18 protein-coding genes are annotated in these 16658 nt (G+C 68.9%); 6 read left to right on the forward strand and 12 right to left on the reverse strand.

Annotation, left to right across the window (positions count from 1 at the left end; genetic code table 11):
* Nucleotides 1–26: 26 nt before the first annotated feature.
* Complete coding sequence (locus tag HLG70_RS05435) at nt 27–1568, reverse strand: amino acid permease (protein ID WP_171663583.1); 1542 nt, start codon at nt 1566–1568, stop codon at nt 27–29.
* A 185-nt stretch (nt 1569–1753) separates the two neighbouring features.
* Between HLG70_RS05435 and ypfH the strand changes: the two genes are divergently transcribed.
* Nucleotides 1754–2458, forward strand: a complete 705-nt coding sequence (ypfH, locus tag HLG70_RS05440) for an esterase (RefSeq protein WP_171663582.1) — start codon at nt 1754–1756, stop codon at nt 2456–2458.
* On the opposite strand, the gene HLG70_RS05445 is transcribed toward ypfH, so the two are convergent.
* From HLG70_RS05445 to queE, 7 genes are all read right to left on the reverse strand, one after another.
* Nucleotides 2459–3880, reverse strand: a complete 1422-nt coding sequence (locus tag HLG70_RS05445) for an efflux transporter outer membrane subunit (protein WP_171663581.1) — start codon at nt 3878–3880, stop codon at nt 2459–2461. It lies immediately after the preceding gene.
* Nucleotides 3881–3944: 64 nt separating this feature from the next.
* Nucleotides 3945–4859 carry an efflux RND transporter periplasmic adaptor subunit gene (locus HLG70_RS05450; RefSeq protein WP_171663580.1) on the reverse strand — a complete coding sequence of 305 codons (915 nt, stop codon included), beginning with the start codon at nt 4857–4859 and terminating at the stop codon, nt 3945–3947.
* 2 nt (nt 4860–4861) lie between these two features.
* The gene (locus HLG70_RS05455; protein ID WP_008166131.1) at nt 4862–5074 is read right to left on the reverse strand and encodes a DUF1656 domain-containing protein; all 213 of its coding nucleotides are present in this window, start codon (nt 5072–5074) and stop codon (nt 4862–4864) included.
* Nucleotides 5071–7134, reverse strand: coding sequence for an FUSC family protein (locus HLG70_RS05460; protein WP_171663579.1), 2064 nt, complete (start codon nt 7132–7134; stop codon nt 5071–5073). The genes HLG70_RS05455 and HLG70_RS05460 overlap by 4 nt, the downstream gene beginning before the upstream one ends.
* Nucleotides 7131–7604 carry a MarR family winged helix-turn-helix transcriptional regulator gene (locus HLG70_RS05465; RefSeq protein WP_171663578.1) on the reverse strand — a complete coding sequence of 158 codons (474 nt, stop codon included), beginning with the start codon at nt 7602–7604 and terminating at the stop codon, nt 7131–7133. The genes HLG70_RS05460 and HLG70_RS05465 overlap by 4 nt, the downstream gene beginning before the upstream one ends.
* 243 nt (nt 7605–7847) lie before the next feature.
* Nucleotides 7848–8291: a 6-carboxytetrahydropterin synthase QueD gene (queD, locus tag HLG70_RS05470; protein WP_171663577.1), complete on the reverse strand. Its 444-nt coding sequence runs from the start codon at nt 8289–8291 to the stop codon at nt 7848–7850.
* 28 nt (nt 8292–8319) lie between these two features.
* Complete coding sequence (gene queE / locus HLG70_RS05475) at nt 8320–8952, reverse strand: 7-carboxy-7-deazaguanine synthase (RefSeq protein WP_171663576.1); 633 nt, start codon at nt 8950–8952, stop codon at nt 8320–8322.
* A 166-nt stretch (nt 8953–9118) separates the two neighbouring features.
* Here queE and arfB point away from each other — a divergent pair, with 166 nt between their 5' ends.
* The 4 genes from arfB to HLG70_RS05495 all read left to right on the forward strand — a co-directional run bounded on the left by arfB (nt 9119) and on the right by HLG70_RS05495 (nt 11756).
* On the forward strand, nt 9119–9535 hold the full coding sequence (gene arfB, locus HLG70_RS05480) for an alternative ribosome rescue aminoacyl-tRNA hydrolase ArfB (RefSeq protein ID WP_171663575.1): 417 nt from the start codon (nt 9119–9121) through the stop codon (nt 9533–9535).
* A gap of 2 nt (nt 9536–9537) precedes the next feature.
* On the forward strand, nt 9538–10224 hold the full coding sequence (locus tag HLG70_RS05485; protein WP_171663574.1) for a DUF2238 domain-containing protein: 687 nt from the start codon (nt 9538–9540) through the stop codon (nt 10222–10224).
* 75 nt (nt 10225–10299) lie between these two features.
* A complete protein-coding gene (locus HLG70_RS05490; protein ID WP_171663573.1) occupies nt 10300–10647 on the forward strand; it encodes an ArsR/SmtB family transcription factor in 348 nt (115 codons plus the stop codon).
* Nucleotides 10648–10700: 53 nt separating this feature from the next.
* The gene (locus HLG70_RS05495; RefSeq protein WP_171663572.1) at nt 10701–11756 is read left to right on the forward strand and encodes an alkene reductase; all 1056 of its coding nucleotides are present in this window, start codon (nt 10701–10703) and stop codon (nt 11754–11756) included.
* Between the two features lie 43 nt (nt 11757–11799).
* Here HLG70_RS05495 and HLG70_RS05500 read toward each other — a convergent pair whose 3' ends face one another.
* Nucleotides 11800–12660 carry a CPBP family glutamic-type intramembrane protease gene (locus HLG70_RS05500; RefSeq protein ID WP_171663571.1) on the reverse strand — a complete coding sequence of 287 codons (861 nt, stop codon included), beginning with the start codon at nt 12658–12660 and terminating at the stop codon, nt 11800–11802.
* Between the two features lie 165 nt (nt 12661–12825).
* Here HLG70_RS05500 and HLG70_RS05505 point away from each other — a divergent pair, with 165 nt between their 5' ends.
* Entirely contained in the window at nt 12826–13200 is a 375-nt protein-coding gene (locus HLG70_RS05505) for an MAPEG family protein (protein WP_171663570.1), read from the forward strand.
* Nucleotides 13201–13248: 48 nt separating this feature from the next.
* Here the strand turns inward: HLG70_RS05505 and HLG70_RS05510 are convergent, their stop codons facing one another.
* The 3 genes from HLG70_RS05510 to HLG70_RS05520 form a co-directional block, all read right to left on the reverse strand.
* Entirely contained in the window at nt 13249–13683 is a 435-nt protein-coding gene (locus HLG70_RS05510) for a carboxypeptidase-like regulatory domain-containing protein (protein WP_171663569.1), read from the reverse strand.
* A gap of 156 nt (nt 13684–13839) precedes the next feature.
* The gene (locus HLG70_RS05515; RefSeq protein ID WP_171663568.1) at nt 13840–14655 is read right to left on the reverse strand and encodes an NRDE family protein; all 816 of its coding nucleotides are present in this window, start codon (nt 14653–14655) and stop codon (nt 13840–13842) included.
* 3 nt (nt 14656–14658) lie between these two features.
* The gene (locus tag HLG70_RS05520; protein WP_234103408.1) at nt 14659–16638 is read right to left on the reverse strand and encodes an FUSC family protein; all 1980 of its coding nucleotides are present in this window, start codon (nt 16636–16638) and stop codon (nt 14659–14661) included.
* Nucleotides 16639–16658: the final 20 nt, after the last annotated feature.

Here is a 16658-nt window from a genome sequence, read left to right on the forward strand (position 1 = left end):
GCCGGTCATGCGGGGCCGCCCCGGGTTCAGCCGGGCGCGGGCCGGGCCTGGTCCGGAATACCCGGGGACGCATCGCCGCCGCTGTCCGCCTCCAGGCCGTAGAAACGCATGTCCTGGTACCGGATCCAGCGCGACCCGCGCAGCAGCCGGTGGCCGATCCACAAGCCCAGGAACAGCGGAATGGCCAGATAGGTCGAGATCACCCCGATCCAGTCGATGCGGTCTTCCAGGAATGCCTGGTAGTTCTGGCCCAGCGTGACCAGCAGGCACAGCACGAAGGCGAACAGCGGGCCAAACGGGAACAGGCCGGCCTTGTAGGGCAGGTCGGCGGTGTCGAAGCCGTGCTTCACATAGCCCTGGCGGAAGCGGTAGTGGCTCACCGCGATGCTCAGCCAGACGATGAACTCTGTCATGCCCGCGAAGTTGAGCAGCCAGATATACACCGCCTTCGGGCTGTACACCACGCTGAACAGGCACAGGCAGGCCAGCAGCGTGGTCGCCAGCAGCGCATACAGCGGCACGCCGTTGGCGGTCAGGCGCTTGAACAGGGCGGGGGCCTGGCCCTCGGCCGCCATGTTGAACAGCATCCGCGTGGCGGCGTACATGCCCGAATTGCCCGCCGACAGCACCGAGGTCAGGATCACCGCGTTCATTACCGTGGCCGCCGACAGCAGCCCCGCGTGCTGGAACACCAGCGTGAACGGACTGACGGCGATGTCCTCGACTTCGTTGCGCAGCAGCTGCGGGTCGGTATAGGGCAGCAGCAGGCCGATGATCAGGATGGCCAGCACATAGAACAGCAGAATGCGCCAGAACACGTTGTTGATGGCGCGCGGCACGTTGCGCCGCGGATTCTCGGATTCGCCGGCCGCCACGCCCACCAGCTCGGTGCCCTGGAAGGAATAGGCCACCACCATCGCCACGCCCACCCAGGTCGCCACATTGCCCACGAAGGGCGCGTCGCCCACCGTCCAGTTCGCCAGGCCGACCGGATCGCTGCCATGGATGATGCCCGCCAGCATCGCCAGCCCCACCCCGATGAAGCACAGCACGGCGACGACCTTGATGATGGCGAACCAGTATTCCGCCTCGCCGAAGCTGCGCGCCGAAAACGCATTCAGCCCGAAGGTCAGGGCCAGGAACGCGACGCTCCAGATCCATCCCGGCGTGTCCGGCATCCAGTACGCCATGACCAGCTGCGCCGCCACGACGTCGACGGCCACCACCGTGGCCCAGCTGATCCAGAAATTCCAGCCCAGCGCAAAGCCGAAGCCCGGGTCCACGTAGCGCGACGCGTAGGTGCAGAAGGAGCCCGACACCGGCATGAAGGTCGCCAGTTCGCCCAGGCTGGTCATGATGAAGTAGACCATCACGCCGATCAGCAGGTAGACCAACAGGGCGCCGCCGGGACCGGCTTGCGCGATGGCCGCGCCGGAGGCGACGAACAGGCCGGTGCCGATGGCCCCGCCCAGCGCTATCATCGTGAGGTGGCGCGCCTTGAGCACGCGGTGGAGCTGGTTCTGCTTGGCGGGCGTCGTGGCGCCCGCGTCGGTTGTCGGTGTTTGCATTGCGGGGTGAGAGGTGGCCGTCGCGGTGGAGTCGTGGGCGCGGGCGCAGGGGGGCATGCCCCAAGCAACGCTGCGCAAGCCGGCCGGTCCGTGGCGGTTGGGCGAAGGTTGCTTCAAGCCGCGCATTTTACAATGCGGCAATCGGGCCTCGGTTCAGCGGCCTCATGCCAGTACGGAGCGGTTTCATGGCGTCTTCCAGTTCTATCGAATTTCTTCCCGATCCGGGCGTCGACGTGCGCCAGCTCTTCATCCTGCTGCATGGCGTGGGCGGTTCGCCCGACAGCCTGCAGCCCTTGGCCCAGGCCGTGCGCGCCGCGTTTCCGACGGCGGCGGTGCTGATTCCCGCAGGCTTCGAACCCTACGATGGCGGCGGCGCGGGCCGGCAATGGTTTTCAGTGCGCGGCGTGACCGAGGAAAACCGCCCCGAACGCGTGGCCCAGGCCATGCCGCCCCTGGAGGCCTATGTGCGCGAGGCGCAGGCCCGCTTCGGGCTGCTGCAATCGGACACCGCGCTGGCGGGCTTTTCGCAGGGCGCCATCATGGCGCTGGAACTGGTGCAGGCCCACGACGGCATGGCCGGGCGCGTCATCGCGTTTTCGGGCCGCTATGCGCAACTGCCCAAGACCGCTCCGCAATACACCACCATCCACCTGCTGCACGGCGCCGACGACCCCGTCATGAGCGTGGCCCACATCCAGGCCGCGCAGACGCGCCTGGATGAACTGCATGGGGATTCCACCATCGACATCGCCACCCATGTCGGCCACGAACTGCATCCGGCCCTGATCCAGCGCGCGATCGTGCGCCTGCAGACCTGCGTGCCGCTGCGCAGCTGGGAAGCGGCGCTGGGCCTGAACCAGGCCCCGCCGGACGGCACGACGGTGCATTGATTATTTTTCCCAGCCGCCGCCCAGCGCCAGGAACAGGGCGATCTGGTCGCCGCTGAGCTCGGCCTGCGAGGCCGCCAGCGCGCTTTCATTGGTGGCCAGCGTGCGGTCGGCGTCCAGCACGGTCAGGTAGTCGGTCTTGCCATACTGGAACAGCTGGCGCGCCTGCGAGGCGGCCTCCGCGCTTTGGTCGCGCGCGGCGCGCAGGGCGGTGTCGCGGTCCAGCTGCCGGGCATAGACGACCAGCGCGCTTTCCGTTTCCCGCAGGGCGTTCAGCACGGTCGCGTCGAAGCGGGCCGCGGCGGCCTTGGTGTTGGCCTCGGCTTCGGCGATGCGGGCCTGCGCGGCGCCCGTATTGGGCACGGTCCAGGAGATGAGCGGCCCCACGCTCCAGCTGAACGTGCCACGGTCGCCGAACATGGCGGCCGGGCCGCCCGATGCGGCCGACAGGCCCAGCGTGATCTTGGGGTAGAGATCGGCCGTGGCCACGCCTATGCGCGCGGTGGAGGCGGCCAGGGTGCGTTCCGCCTGCCGGATGTCGGGCCGGCGGCGCAGCAGCTGCGCGCCGTCGCCCACCGGAATGGTTTCGGTCAGCTTGGGCGCGGTGGCGCATTGCAGCAGCGCGGTCGAGATTTCGCCGGGCGTCTGGCCGGTCAGCGCGGCCAGGCGGTACAGCGCGGTGCGCTGCTGGGCCTGGAACGGCGGCAGGTTGGCCTGCAATTGTTCCAGCTGGCTGCGCGCGCGGGTCACGTCCAGGGTGGTGCCGCGGCCGGCGCGCTGCAGGCGGCTGACGGCGTCCACCGATTCCTTTTGCACCCCCACCGAATGCTGGGCCGAGGCAAGCTGCATGCCGGCCGCGCACATATTGGCGTAGGCGCGGGCGGTCTCGGCCGCCACGGTGACCCGGGTGGCGTCGTAGGCGGCCTGGGCGGCCTGCGCGTCGCCGCTGGAAGCTTCGACGGCGCGGCGGATCTGGCCGAACAGGTCAAGCTGGTACGACACGCTGGCGCCCGTGGAATAGGACCAGCGGTTGGGGGGATCGAAGCCCGGCTGCAACTCCTGCAAGCCGGACACGTGGCCGAAGGTGGGCGAGGCATTGACGCCGATCGTGGGCTGCTGCTGCGCCTGGGTTTCCCGCAAGGCGGCTTGCGCGCGTTCCAGGTTGGCGCTGGCGACGCGCAGGTCGGTGTTGGCGCCCAGGGCCTTCTCCACCAGGCCGTCGAGCACGGGATCGTTGTACAGACGCCACCAGTGCCCCGGCACCGCTTCCTGCCGATACGCCCCGGCCTGCGCTTCCACGAAGGATGATTGCGCGCTCGGCCGTCCGGATGCCGCCTCGGCGGGCACCTGGTAGTCAGGGCCCACGGAGGCGCATCCGGCCAGCGCGAGGGCCAGCATCAGCGGAAGGAGGTGTTTGGTGTTCATGGCAGCTACGGCTTGGCGTCGATAAGAGGTTGAGGGTTGGACAGCGGCTTGGGGACCGCGCGCGTCAGGAAGCCTGGCGCGAGGCGGCCGGCGCCTGGGCGGGGCCGGGATCCACCGACACGGTCGCGGTCTGGCCGGCCACCAGGCGCACGCCTTCGGGCACGTCGTCGATCTTCACGCGCACCGGGATGCGCTGCGCCAGGCGGACCCAGTTGAAGGTGGGGTTCACGTTGGGCAGCAGGTTGGCGCCGGTGCTGCGGTCGCGGTCGGCGATGCCCATGGCGATGCTCTCCACATGGCCGCGGATATGGCGCGATTCGCCCATCAGGGTGACGGTGACCGGGTCGCCTTCGCGGATGCCGGGCAGCTTGGTTTCCTCGAAGTAGCCCTCCACGTAGAAGGAGCCGGCGTCCACCAGCGCCATCACGCCGCGGCCAGCCGTGGCGTAGGACCCCGCGCGCAGGTCCAGGTTGGTGACGCGGCCGTCGCTGGCGGCAACCACGCGGCTGCGCTCCAGGTTCAGGCGCGCGGTGTTCAGTTGCACCTCGGCCTGGGCGAGCGCCGCGTCGGTCTGCTGCACCTTGGTCTGGCTTTGCTCGACGGCCTCGGCGGCCACCAGCTGGCCCAGCGAGCGGTTGCGCTTGGCGTCGCGCAGCGCCTGGTCGTGCGCCACCTGTTGCGAACGCATCGCGGCCTGGGCCTGGTCGAACGCAAGCTGGAAACGCGCGCGGTCGATCTCAAACAGCAGGTCGCCGGCCTTCACGTCCTGGTTGTCGTGCACGGGCACGCTGGTCACCAGGCCGGAGACGTCCGGCGCAACCTGCACGACATAGGCCTTGACGCGCCCGTCGCGCGTCCAGGGTTCGACTTCGTAGTGGTCCCAGAGCTGCCAGCCGGCGTAAGCGGCGGCGGCGACGACGACGGCCGTCACCGCGAACTTGCCGATAGCAGCAGGGCGAAGGGCATTGGGGAGTTTCATACCTATCTCTGGAGAAAATAAGGGGAAATGAGGGATACGCCGTACAGCAGCACCACGAACAGCGCCAGGTCGAACAGCGCGGGATGCCACACCAGGCGGTACAGCCCGGCGCGGGCAAGCACGCGGCGCACGCCCCAGGCCACGCCCAGGGTGATCACGCCCAGCACCAGCAGCCAGGGGAAATAGATACCGTAGAGATTGAATTCGCCGATCATGATGCTTGGCCCTCCAGCGTCGGATGGGCAGGTTGGTAGTCGGGCGCGTCGGGGAAGAAGGCGCGGCGGATACCCACCAGCGCCACCACGGCGTGGTCGCGCGCGGTCGGGCCTTGCGGCGAAGCGGCCACGCTGCAAAGCGCGCGGTCGATCTGCGCCAGGAATTCGGGCGTTCTCTCGTGCGTCCGCCCCGAAGAGCGGACCCGGAAGAATTGCGCCAGGCTGTTGAGCACCGGCTGGATCGTCGGCTCGGCCATCGGCAGATGGCGGCGCGCGCGTTGCAGTTCGGTGATGTCGCGGCCCACGCGCAGGTCCTTCAGCGCGTCGGCGGCCACCAGGTCGTCGGGGCGCTTGGCCAGCGCCAGGCGCGGCTGCAAGAGCCCGATGCGGTCCAGCATGCGGGCGGTGTACGTATGGCGCGAGGGCGCGCGCGGCGAACTCGCCAGGGTGGCCAGCTCTTTCCAGTTGGCGGCCTGGATGCGGCGCGCGCTCCAGTCGGCGCTGACCGTGCGGAAGATGGCGGCGATGATCGCCGCCGTGGCCACGCCCATGCACTGCGCGACTTGCGTGTCGATGAAGGACACGACGTCGGCGGTGTTGGTGTCCTGCAGCGCCATGGTGCCCAGGAAGCCGAACAGCATGGCCATGGCCTTGCCGGCGCTTGCCGGCCGGGCGATGAAGACGCCCAGCACGAAAGCGGTCGGCAGCATCGACAGGGCCAGCATCTCGAACGAATGGATGGCGGGCATGATGCCCAGCAGGTACAGCGCCGACAGCGGGATCGAATACACCGTGTAGGTCAGGAACTGCATGATGCCGGGCACCGGGTTGTCCTGGGACGCGAAGAAGCAGCTGAAGATGGCGGCCATCAGCGCGGCGGTGGCGCCGTTGCTCCAGGCCGTGCCGATCCAGAAGGCGCAGCACACCGAGATGGCCACGCCCGCGGCCAGCGCGGAAAGCAGCGCCATGCCGTGGTCGCGGTGCAGCGCCGAGTTGGGATCGCGGGCGGGCCGCGACGCGCGCAGCGGGGCGCGCAACGGCGCGCCTTCCAGGCCGGCGCGGATGTCGCGGCGCAGGGCCAGGCATTCGTCATAGGTGTCGATCAGTTCGCGCAGCCGCGTCATCAGGCTGGCGAGCAGGGCGTCGCGCCAGGTGGAACGGCTGTCGATGCCGGGGGTCAGGCGCGTCACGGCGGCGCGCAGGCGCACGGCGGTTTCATGCGAGGCCTGGGCGCCGGCATTGATCCATTCGGAGATGTCGCGCAGCAGCGCCGCCACGGGTTCGGGCAAGGCCCGGCCGTCGGCCTGCAGGGCGCGCATGCGGTCTTCCACCGCCGAGACGGCCGGCGTCAGCGCCGAGATCTGGTCCTGCATGGCGCGCACGGCGCCCGCCGTCCAGCGCAGGTTGCTGGTGTCGAACGGGACATGGGTGGAAAGCAGGCGCAGCTGCGTGATGTCGTTGGCCAGCACGCGGCGGTCCTTGTCGCGCTGCTCGGCATTCTTGCCGCTGAGCGTGTCGTGCATCCAGTTGCGCGCGTCGCGCACCGCCTTGTCCAGCTGCAGCGTCAGCGCGGGCGCCAGGCCGCGCGGCAGGACGATGCTGTGGATTAGCGTGGCGCACACAATGCCCAGGCTGATTTCTTCGACGCGGGCGAGCGCCGTGTCGAAGACCAGGGAAGGGTCCGTCACGCTGGGAAAGCCGATCATCGCCGCGGTGTAGCCGGCCAGCATGAACAGATAGGACCGCGGCGTGCGGTCCAGCACCGACATGTACAGGCAGGCGCCCACCCACAGCACCATCGCGCCGGTCATGATGACGGGCGAGTTCGACAGCCGCGGCACCATGTAGACCGTGGCGGCGGAGCCGATGAAGGTGCCGACCAGGCGGTACAGCGCCTTGGACCGCACGGCGCCGGACCAGGGCTGGGCCACGACATAGGCGGTGGTCATGGCCCAGAACGGACGCGGCAAACCGATGCTGTAAGCCAGATAGAGCGCCATGATGGCGCTCAGGTAGCTCTTGAGCGAAAAAATGGTTTCGCGGATGTTCGGGAGTTTCACGGCCGCGCGTCCTCGTGGGCGCCGGCTCCGCTGCGTCCCAGAGACACCTTCAGCACGTCGAAGACGCGCGCGCAGGCTTCCAGGTCCGCTTCGCTGACGCCGTTGAAGAGGCGGCGGCGCAATTCCACCAGCACCTCTTCGACCTGCGCGCGCAGCGCATGGCCGGCTTCGGTCAGGTGCAGGGTCTTGGCGCGGCGGTCGTGGGCGTCTTCGCGGCGTTCCATCAGCCCGGCGGCGACCAGCTGGTCCAGCACGCGCACCAGCGACGGGCCTTCGACGCCCAGCGCCTCGGCCAGCGCGCCCTGGCGCACGCCGTCTCCCAGGCGGCCGGCCAGGATGACCGGCCAGGCGGTGGCCTGCGACAGGCCATAGTCGGCGAGCGCCTTGTCGGCGGCGCCGCGATAGGCGCGCGACAGCACCATCAGGTTTGCGGTGGTGGCCATGAGCTGGGAGTCGGAAGGAGTGTTCATGGAATAGATTGTATCCTATCTATTAGCTTACTAATAATTGAAAATGGCGACTATCTCCATAGACTTTTTCAATTGGAAAAATAGGGGGCGGGTTTCCCGCTGATGGGAAACCGGGGACGAGGCGGGGAGGCCCGGAGTGACGGCCGGGTCTGGAGCCGACGCTGGCCGGTCATTGCCCGCCCGTTGCGCCGGCGGGCGGCCAGCGGAGGGCTGTTCAGCCCCGGCCCCGCCGGCCGCGAAGGCTCAGCCGTTGCAGTCGGCCCAGCAGTTCGGCGTTTCGTACAGGCGCACGCGCGTCAGGCGCAGGTCCGCGCCGTAGTGGCCATGGTAGTGCGGCGCCAGCGTTTCGAAGACGATGGCGGCCAGGTTTTCCGCGGTCGGGATGCGGTCCAGCACCACGGTCTTGTGGCCGGGCAGGCTGTCCAGGAAGCCGCGCACGGCGGCGTCCCCTTCATAGACCAGGAACGCGTGGTCCCAGATGTCCACGATGTGGGTCTTGGCGATGTGCTTGATTTCCGAGAAGTCCATCAGCATGCCGTTGTCGGACTCGCCGGGCGCCTGCACCACGTCGCCGGTCAGCGTGATCTCCAGCACGTAGCGGTGGCCGTGCAGGTTGCGGCACTGGCTGCGGTGGTCGGGAATGCGGTGGCCGGCGTCGAACTCGAGCCTGCGGGTCACGGAAATCATCGTGCGCTCCGCAAGGCGTGGGGGTAAATCATGGAATGCCTATGTATTTGTGGGTTTGCAGGCTGAGCCGCCATTGCGGATGCTGCATACAGTACTGGACGGCCTGCTCGGTGTTGGCCGCGCGCGCGGGACCGTCCATGGGTTGCAGGAAGAAGTGCTCGAAGTCCAGGTGCGCGAATGTCTCGGGCAGGGCGTTGGACTGCGGATAGACAAGCTTGAGCTCATTGCCGCGTTCGACCACGACTGGCGCCGTGCCCTTGGGGCTGACGCAGATCCAGTCGATGCCCGCCGGGGCCTTGATCGTGCCGTTGGTCTCGATGGCCACGGTGAAGCCGCGCGCGTGGATGGCGGCCAGCAGCGGCGCGTCCAGCTGCAGCAGGGGTTCGCCGCCGGTGAAAACCACGTAGCGGTTTTCGGCGCCCGGCCCCCAGGCCGCGGCAATGGCGTCGGCCAGCAGATCGGCCGAGGCGAACTTGCCCCCGCCGTCGCCGTCGGTGCCGATGAAGTCGGTGTCGCAGAAAGTGCAGGCGGCGCTGGCGCGGTCGCTTTCGCGGCCGGTCCACAGGTTACAGCCCGCAAACCGGCAAAATACCGCCGCGCGGCCTGCATGGGCGCCTTCGCCTTGCAGGGTCTTGAAGATTTCTTTGGCGGAGTAAGTCATAGGGATGCAGGCGGCAGGGCGCCATGAGAATCGAGCAAAAGCGCACTATTTTACTTGGCGCGGCGGATGTGCGCCTAAAGACCCTCGGGTCTCGAGCGCTTTGCACTGCGGGAGGTTGCCGCTGAAGGGGCTTTTTGCGGCGCTTTTTCCTATAGACTTCTTGCCTATGTTTCATGTTCAAGATTCCATTTACATCGACGAGCGCGACCTGACGTTCACCATGATCCGCGCCCAGGGCGCGGGCGGACAGAACGTCAACAAGGTTTCCAGCGCCGTCCACCTGCGCTTTGATGTCCGCGCCTCCAGCCTGCCGCCCGAAGTCCAGGATGCGTTGTGCGCCGTGAGCGACCACCGCATCTCCAAGGACGGCGTGATCGTCATCAAGTCGCAGTCATTTCGCAGCCAGGAAAAGAACCGGGCCGAAGCCATCGAACGGCTGGTCGCCATGGTGCGTTCGGCGATCCAGGTCGACAAGCCGCGCCGCGCGACCAAGCCCACCCGTTCGTCGCAGCGCCGCCGCGTGCAGCGCAAGGTGCTGCATGGCGAGGTCAAGCGCCTGCGCGGCCGCGTCCAGGGAGATTGATCGTGGCCGACGCGCGCCGGCGGCATCTGTTCATCCTGGCCGCGCTGTTCGCCGTCATTTGGGTGGCGCTGGCGATCGATCCGCACGACCGCGCCGATTGGGCGCTGGAAAACGTTCTGGTGCTGGCCTTTGGCGGCGCGCTGTTCTTCACGCGGCGCTGGTTCGTGTTTTCGCGCGTGTCGTACACGCTGATCTTCCTGTACCTGTGCCTGCACGCCATCGGCGCGCACTACACCTATTCCCTGGTGCCCTACGACGAGTGGTGGCGCGCCCTGACCGGCCGCAGCTTCAACAGCATGGTCGGCTGGGCACGCAACAATTTCGACCGGGTGGTGCATTTCTCCTATGGCTTGCTGCTGGCCTATCCCATCCGCGAGATCTTCCTGCGGGTGGTCGAGGTGCGCGGCTTCTGGGCTTACTTCCTGCCCATGGATGTCACCCTGTCCACCTCCGCGCTGTACGAACTGGTGGAATGGGGCGCGGCGGAATTTTTTGGCGGCGACCTGGGCGCCGCCTACCTGGGCACGCAGGGCGATATCTGGGACGCCCAGAAGGACATGGCGCTGGCGGCGTCGGGAGCGGTCATCGCCATGGCCTTGACCGCGCTGGTCAATTGGCGGGCGCAGCGGGATCTGGCGCGCGACTGGGCCGACAGCCTCAAGCTCCGGCCCCCCCAGCGGGGCCGATAGCCCCAAGACCCGCAGGGGCATAAGGATATATCGGATAGTTCCGATATATGATTCGATAAATTGCGATATACCAATATGAGCGCATCCACTTCAACCCCCGATCAGATAGACGCGCAACCCGGCATCGACGCCGACGCCATCCTCAAGGCGCTGGCCAATCCCGTGCGGCGCGACATTCTTGCGTGGCTGAAGACGCCTGGCGCGTACTTCGAGGAAAGCCCGGGGCACACCTTTGAACACGGGGTGTGCGCGGGCCACATCGATAACCGCTGCGGGCTGTCTCAGTCGACCGTGTCGTCGCACCTGGCAGTCTTGCAACGCGCGGGCCTGATCTCGGCCACGAAGGTGGGGCAGTGGGTCTTCTTTCGTCGCAATGAACCCGTGATTGCCGCTTTCCTGCGGCAGTTGAATCAGGACATGTAGCCAGCCTGCTACACCGCCAAGCGCCCCATTGCCCCGGGGCGGAAGGATTTTGCATGAACCCCCTGTTTGAACCCCTGCGCATCGGCGACCTGACCCTGCGCAACCGCGTCGTCATGGCGCCGCTTACCCGACAGCGCGCCAGCGCCGGCCGCGTGCCCAACGAGTTGATGGTCGAGTACTACACCCAGCGCGCCGGCGCCGGCATGATCCTCACCGAAGCCACCTCCGTCACGCCCCAGGGCGTGGGCTATGCCGACACCCCGGGCCTGTGGTCCACCGAACAGGTCAAGGGCTGGCGCAAGGTCACCTCCGCCGTGCACGACAAGGATGGCGTGATCGTGGCGCAGCTCTGGCATGTGGGCCGCATCTCGGACCCCCTGTTCCTGGACGGCGAACTGCCGGTCGCGCCCAGCGCCATCGCCGCCGACGGCCACGTCAGCCATGTGCGCCCCATGCGCGCCTATGTCACGCCGCGAGCGCTGGAAACGGCTGAGATCCCGGGCGTGGTCGAGGCCTACCGCCACGGCGCCCAGATGGCGATGGAGGCCGGCTTCGACGGCGTGGAAGTGCATGCCGCCAACGGCTACCTGCTGGACCAGTTCCTGCAGGACAGCACCAACCATCGCACCGACCAGTACGGCGGGTCGCTGGAGAACCGCGCGCGCTTGCTGATGGAAGTGGTCGACGCCTGCGTGGCGGTCTGGGGCCCGGGCCGGGTAGGCGTGCATTTGTCGCCGCGCGGCGACATCCACACCATGGGCGACTCGGACCTGGCCGGCACCTTCAGCTACGTGGCGCGGGAACTGGGCAAGCGCGGCATCGCGTTCCTGTGCGTGCGCGAACACGAAGGCGCCGACAGCCTGGGCCCGGTCCTGAAAGCCGAGTTCGGCGGCGTGTACATCGTTAACGAAGGCTATACGCGGGAATCCGCCGAGGCCGCCGTGGCCGCGGGCAAGGCCGACGCCGTGGCGTTCGGCGTGCCCTACATCGCCACGCCCGACCTGGCCCAGCGCCTGCAACGCAATGCGCCGCTGAACACGCCGAATCCGTCCACGTTCTACGCTTCCGGCGCCGAGGGCTACACGGACTATCCGGCGTTGCCGGCCTGAGCCGACGGCGGCGCCCCGATGCGCGCCACGGCCGGCGCGGCGCCTAGAACGCCGCGCCAGCCGCCGCGCGCATCGGGTAAGTGAACAGTCCGAAGTGCGCGGCGTTCAAGCCCAGGTGCGCCAGCACCGCGGCGCCGAGGCCACCGTACCGGTACGCGGCACCATAGGCCGCACCCGCCAGGCCGGCCAGCAGCATCCATTGCCAGCCGCCCGCGTAATGGGCCAGTCCGAACAGCACGGCCGCCACGGCCAGCGCCGCCCAGGCGCCCCAGGCGCGGCTGCGCCACCATTCGGACAGCCGCTGCTGCACATAGCCGCGAAACAGCGCCTCTTCCGCCAGCGTGACCAGCAGGGCATTGTTAACCAGCCAGATCCAGCCGGACTCGGGCCATTTGGGCGCCCATCCCACGACTCCCAGCGCCAGCGCGCATCCCAGGCATGCCAGCACCGCGGCCGCGCACGCCAGGAACGCGGCGGACAGGGTGGTGCGCGTATTCGCGGCCGCCATCGGCGGCGCCAGAACCAGCACGATCCAGAACGCCACCAGCGGCTTGTCCATGTTCAGGTACATGCCGAAAGGCGCCGCGCCCGGGCTCATGGGCGCGGGCGCAATCACCAGCGGGTTGTGAAAACCGGGCAGCAGGTGCAGGAACAGCAGCGCGGCCAGCACCAGGAACAGCGCGTGCCCGGCCGCGCGCGCGGCCGGACTGGCCTGCGGGCGCACCAGCGCCGCGGCCAGCGCCAGCAGCGCGGGCCACGCCAGCGCCACGGGATCGAGCACCCCGTCGGCCAGGGCCCAGGCCCAGGCAACCGCCAACGGCGCCAGCGCCCAGCGGCGCGTGGCGGGAGGCCACAGCATGGCGGCGGCCAGGAACAGGGCGGACCAGGGCGAGATAGCTGACATCGGCGGGGAACGTTGCGGCGCAAAGCGCTGAGTGTAAGCGCGGCCTGGCTTCCATCCGCCGCACGCACGCGAAGCGCACGGCGCGGGGGCTTCTCTTTTCTTCGCTTTCAGGCGACCATGCCGCACATCCGGCGTACCGGCGGTCCGCCAGCACAGGAGTCAGGAATGAAGACAATCGCATGGTTGATGCTGGCGGCGGCGCTGCTGCCGTTCGTATCGACGATCGTGGCCAAGGCAGGCGGCAAGAAATTCGACAACAACGATCCGCGCGCGTGGCTGGCGCGCCAGGAAGGCTGGCGGGCGCGCGCCAACGCGGCGCAGATCAACACCTTCGAGGCGCTGCCGTTCTTCTTTGCGGCCGTGTTGTTCGCGCTCTACAACCAGGCGCCCGCCGCGCACGTCGCCAGCCTGATGGCATGCTGGCTGGGTGTGCGCCTGGGCTATCTGGCCATGTACCTGGCGGGCTGGGGCGCGTTGCGTTCGCTGGTCTGGGCGGTCAGCGTGGGCTTCGTGATCGCGATCCTGTTTGCGGGCGTCTAGGGCCGGCGCAAGGCGTTTTTCAGCGCGGCCAGGCCCCGGCGCCCTGCATTACTTCCACTCGAACATGGCGCGCGCGGTGCCGGCATTCTGCACCGACACCTCGCGCTCTTGCGCCTGGCCGTTGTAGGTCGCGGAGATCTTGTAGTTGCCGGCCGGCAGTTTCACCAGCATGTAGGGGCCTTCGGCCGTTGCCTGCAGCACGGACTTGCCCTGCGCGTCCTGGATCGCGACGGCGACATTGGCCACGTAGTCCGCCTTGCCATCGCGCTGCGCGGCGAACGTGAGCGCCAGCGGGTAATCGCGGGACGCGGCCTTCATGGCTTCCGACTCGTCGATGCCGATGCCGCCGCTGACGAATTCCACCGAGCCCTGGTGCTGCACCGGCGGCATGCCGGCCTGCGCCGTCGACAGGATGCCTGCAATGGCCATGCTGCCCAGGGCCATTGCGGTGGCCATGGTGCAGCGTTCGATTCGCTTGTTCATAGGATTCTCCTGACAGGGATGACCGGTGCGGCGGTGTGCCGCGCCAGCCATCGCCGGACGATAGCTGTGGCCCGTTCACGCCGGAAGGCGCCTTGCACAGGCCTGGACGTTCGACCCGCATGCCCGCACGGAGTTCGCGTCCGCGCGCCTCCGATATCAACCGATTGTTTCAGGCGCTGTCCGCAGAATATCGCCGCCGCCCGCGGCGCGCCAGGAAAACGTCAGCCGGCTTTCGCCGCTGACAGCGCCGTCCGGCGCAAAACGCCTTTCATCCAGCTGTCCGGCGCCGTCGTCGTGCAGCGCCAGTACGCTGGAACTGCGGGTTCCATAGTTCGGGCTGACGATGAAAGGGCTGCTCAACAGCCTTTCGCGGTCCAGGGGCAGTCCGGTGGCGGGCAGATCGCCGTCGTCCGCGGGGTTGCGGTCGGCCAGCGCCGCGTAGAGCGCCGGCAGGTCGGGCTGCGGACGACCCTGCAGCACCGCCGTGAATGCCGCCTTGGTGCGCGCCAGCTTGGGCCAGGGCGTGTCCAGCAGATGGTTGGACAGCGCGTACACGCCGGGCGCGAGCGCGCGCGGCCCGCCATTGCGGTTGCTCAGGTACCAGGCTTCGCGGCTGTCGCCCACGATCAGGTTAAAGCCGTTGTAGGCCTGGTCCGTCCGGTGCACGTCCGCCAGGTAGGCCCGCGGCTCCATGGCGCCGCGCAGGAAGTCCTCCACCAGCGCGCCGCGCGACGGCGCATTGTCCAGGTGCCTGCCCGGTTCGCGGAAATTGGTCACCAGCGCATAGCGGCCCTGGACGGTCACGCCCATCCAGGTGCCGCCGGCCTGGCCGTCGCGCCCGGCGCAGATTGCGGGGGCGTCGGCCCATTGCGCGGCGGGCAGGGTGGGGCGCTCGTGGAATTCGTCGCGATTGGCGGCTATCAGCACGGGAATGCCCGGGAGGGTGTGCAGGGCCAGTACGGCAAGACACATGATTCAGACCTGGTTGGCGGTTGTGGTGGGGGTGGCGCGGCCGGGCGCCGCCGTGAAGTCGGGGCCGGCAAGCGTGGCGCGCAGGACTTCGATGCCGGCGGCCACATCCTGCAGCGCGGGCGTCGGCGCCGTGATGGCATCCGCGGGCACAGGCGCGCTCTGTTCGACCGCCGCCGCGATGCCGTCCAGGGCGGAGGCCAATTGCGCCACCTGCGCGGCGGTGGGCGCGGCCTGGTCCGCCGGCAGCGTCCAGGCCGTATCCGAGATCGCATTGGCGACGCGTTCCAGCGCCACTTCCACCGGCCACCAGGCCAGCGCGCGGCGGCTGACCAGCCGCGGTTCGGACAGCCCGCGCTGCAGGGCGATGCGCAGGTCGGACAGGCGCGCATAGGCTTGCGCGCGCAAGGCGTGGCGGTTGGCGGGATCGGCCTGGAAGACCGTGTTCAGGTAGGCGGCCAGCGTAGATATGGCGGTCGATACGGCATGGTCCAGGTTGTTGCGTTCGATGCGTATCCACGGCAGGTAGCCCACCAGCAGCACGATGGCCGCGGCGACGCCCACGTCCACCAGCCGTGCCAGCGCGATGGGCCAGCTGCCCGGCTGCAGGGCGCCGATCAGCAGCATGAGTATGGGCAGCAGAATGGCCGAGAACAGCCCGTAGTTGCGCCGTATCGACCAGGGCAGCAATGCCGCCAGCGCCGCGACCGTGAGCAGGCTGGCGATGCCGCCGCGATCCAGCGCCAGGATGGTCGCGCTGATCGCCACGCCGACCACGCTGCCCGCGCAGCTTTGCAGCGCGCGCGCAAAGACCGAGCCGAAGTTGGGCTTGAACACCACCACCACGATCAGCGGCACCCAATAGGAACGCGGCAGCGAGGCCGCCAGGGCGACGGCTTCCGCGGCGACCAGGCACAGCCCCAGGCGCACCAGGTAGCGCACCGTCGTCGGCCCTGGCCGGTACGTGCGCGCCAGCACGCGCCACGGCGTGCGCGGGCGCGCGGGCTGCAAGGTGGCGAAAGCGTCCGCCTCCGACGTCCTGGCGCCGTCCAGCAAGGGCTGCGCCTGCGCCAGCGCATCGGCCAGCTCGGGCATGCCAGCCTGGCGCAGCGCGGCGATGTCATCGCGCGCGTCCGGCTCGGCGTCGTTCTCCACCCGGTCGGCCAGATGGTTCATGACGCGGGCGCATTCGGGTGGCAGCACGCGTCCGGCCCGCGCCAGCGCCAGCGCGGCATTGGTCAGCGGCGTGCAGGCCTGCAGCTGGGCGGCCAGCCGCGCGAGCCGGGGCGACGGGCCCGCCGCGCGGCCTCTGGCGGCCAGCACGGCGTCGTATGCCGCGCTCATGGCCGCTTCCATGTCGCGGCGCGCAATCATGATGCGGGACGTGCCGGTGGCCGCGAACATCGCGGCCAGCTTGCGGTAGGCCTGCGCCACGGCGGCGCGCTCCGGCGCGATGGGGTTCACGATCCAGCCCGTCAGCGTCAGCGTCAGGCCGAACAGGCCGCCCGCGCCCACCAGCACCGAGGGCAGCCAGGGTGGCAGGGTGGAGGTCAGGCTCGACCCCACGATCACATAGGTGGCGAATTGCAGGGTGGCCACGGCGGCGATGTTGTTGAACGTGCCGACCAGGCTGGCCGCCAGCACCATCAGCATCATCGCGGCCGAGGTCCACAGGCCGTGGCCCGCCACCAGGTTGCCCAGCAGATAGCCCAGCGCGCCGCCGAATACGGTGGATCCGATGGAGAGCGCGCGGTTGCGATAGGGGCCGCCGTTGTCGCCCGTGATGGCCGGTAGCGCGCCCAGCGCCACCAGCGCGGCGGCGGCGCTCTGGTCCAACGCCATGCCCACGGCCGACGGCAGGCCGATGGCCAGGGCCGCGCGCAACATCACCCAGGGGTTCACGGGCGACGGCTCCATGTGCGCCAGGCTCATCAGCCAGCGCATGTTGGAGGCGCGCGCGCCGTGTTTCATCGAGGGGCGGGACACGGTGGCCTCATGGGGCGTCG

The organism is Achromobacter deleyi (genome assembly GCF_013116765.2).
Taxonomy (GTDB): Bacteria; Pseudomonadota; Gammaproteobacteria; order Burkholderiales; family Burkholderiaceae_B; genus Achromobacter; species Achromobacter deleyi_A.

Excerpts from the sequence above, each read along its gene's own strand:
- HLG70_RS05435 (WP_171663583.1), bottom strand. The coding sequence starts at position 1,568 with ATGCAAACACCGACAACCGACGCGGGCGCCACGACGCCCGCCAAGCAG.
- ypfH (WP_171663582.1), top strand. The coding sequence starts at position 1,754 with ATGGCGTCTTCCAGTTCTATCGAATTTCTTCCCGATCCGGGCGTCGAC.
- HLG70_RS05445 (WP_171663581.1), bottom strand. The coding sequence starts at position 3,880 with ATGAACACCAAACACCTCCTTCCGCTGATGCTGGCCCTCGCGCTGGCC.
- HLG70_RS05450 (WP_171663580.1), bottom strand. The coding sequence starts at position 4,859 with ATGAAACTCCCCAATGCCCTTCGCCCTGCTGCTATCGGCAAGTTCGCG.
- HLG70_RS05455 (WP_008166131.1), bottom strand. The coding sequence starts at position 5,074 with ATGATCGGCGAATTCAATCTCTACGGTATCTATTTCCCCTGGCTGCTG.
- HLG70_RS05465 (WP_171663578.1), bottom strand. The coding sequence starts at position 7,604 with ATGAACACTCCTTCCGACTCCCAGCTCATGGCCACCACCGCAAACCTG.
- queD (WP_171663577.1), bottom strand. The coding sequence starts at position 8,291 with ATGATTTCCGTGACCCGCAGGCTCGAGTTCGACGCCGGCCACCGCATT.
- queE (WP_171663576.1), bottom strand. The coding sequence starts at position 8,952 with ATGACTTACTCCGCCAAAGAAATCTTCAAGACCCTGCAAGGCGAAGGC.
- arfB (WP_171663575.1), top strand. The coding sequence starts at position 9,119 with ATGTTTCATGTTCAAGATTCCATTTACATCGACGAGCGCGACCTGACG.
- HLG70_RS05490 (WP_171663573.1), top strand. The coding sequence starts at position 10,300 with ATGAGCGCATCCACTTCAACCCCCGATCAGATAGACGCGCAACCCGGC.
- HLG70_RS05495 (WP_171663572.1), top strand. The coding sequence starts at position 10,701 with ATGAACCCCCTGTTTGAACCCCTGCGCATCGGCGACCTGACCCTGCGC.
- HLG70_RS05500 (WP_171663571.1), bottom strand. The coding sequence starts at position 12,660 with ATGTCAGCTATCTCGCCCTGGTCCGCCCTGTTCCTGGCCGCCGCCATG.
- HLG70_RS05505 (WP_171663570.1), top strand. The coding sequence starts at position 12,826 with ATGAAGACAATCGCATGGTTGATGCTGGCGGCGGCGCTGCTGCCGTTC.
- HLG70_RS05510 (WP_171663569.1), bottom strand. The coding sequence starts at position 13,683 with ATGAACAAGCGAATCGAACGCTGCACCATGGCCACCGCAATGGCCCTG.
- HLG70_RS05515 (WP_171663568.1), bottom strand. The coding sequence starts at position 14,655 with ATGTGTCTTGCCGTACTGGCCCTGCACACCCTCCCGGGCATTCCCGTG.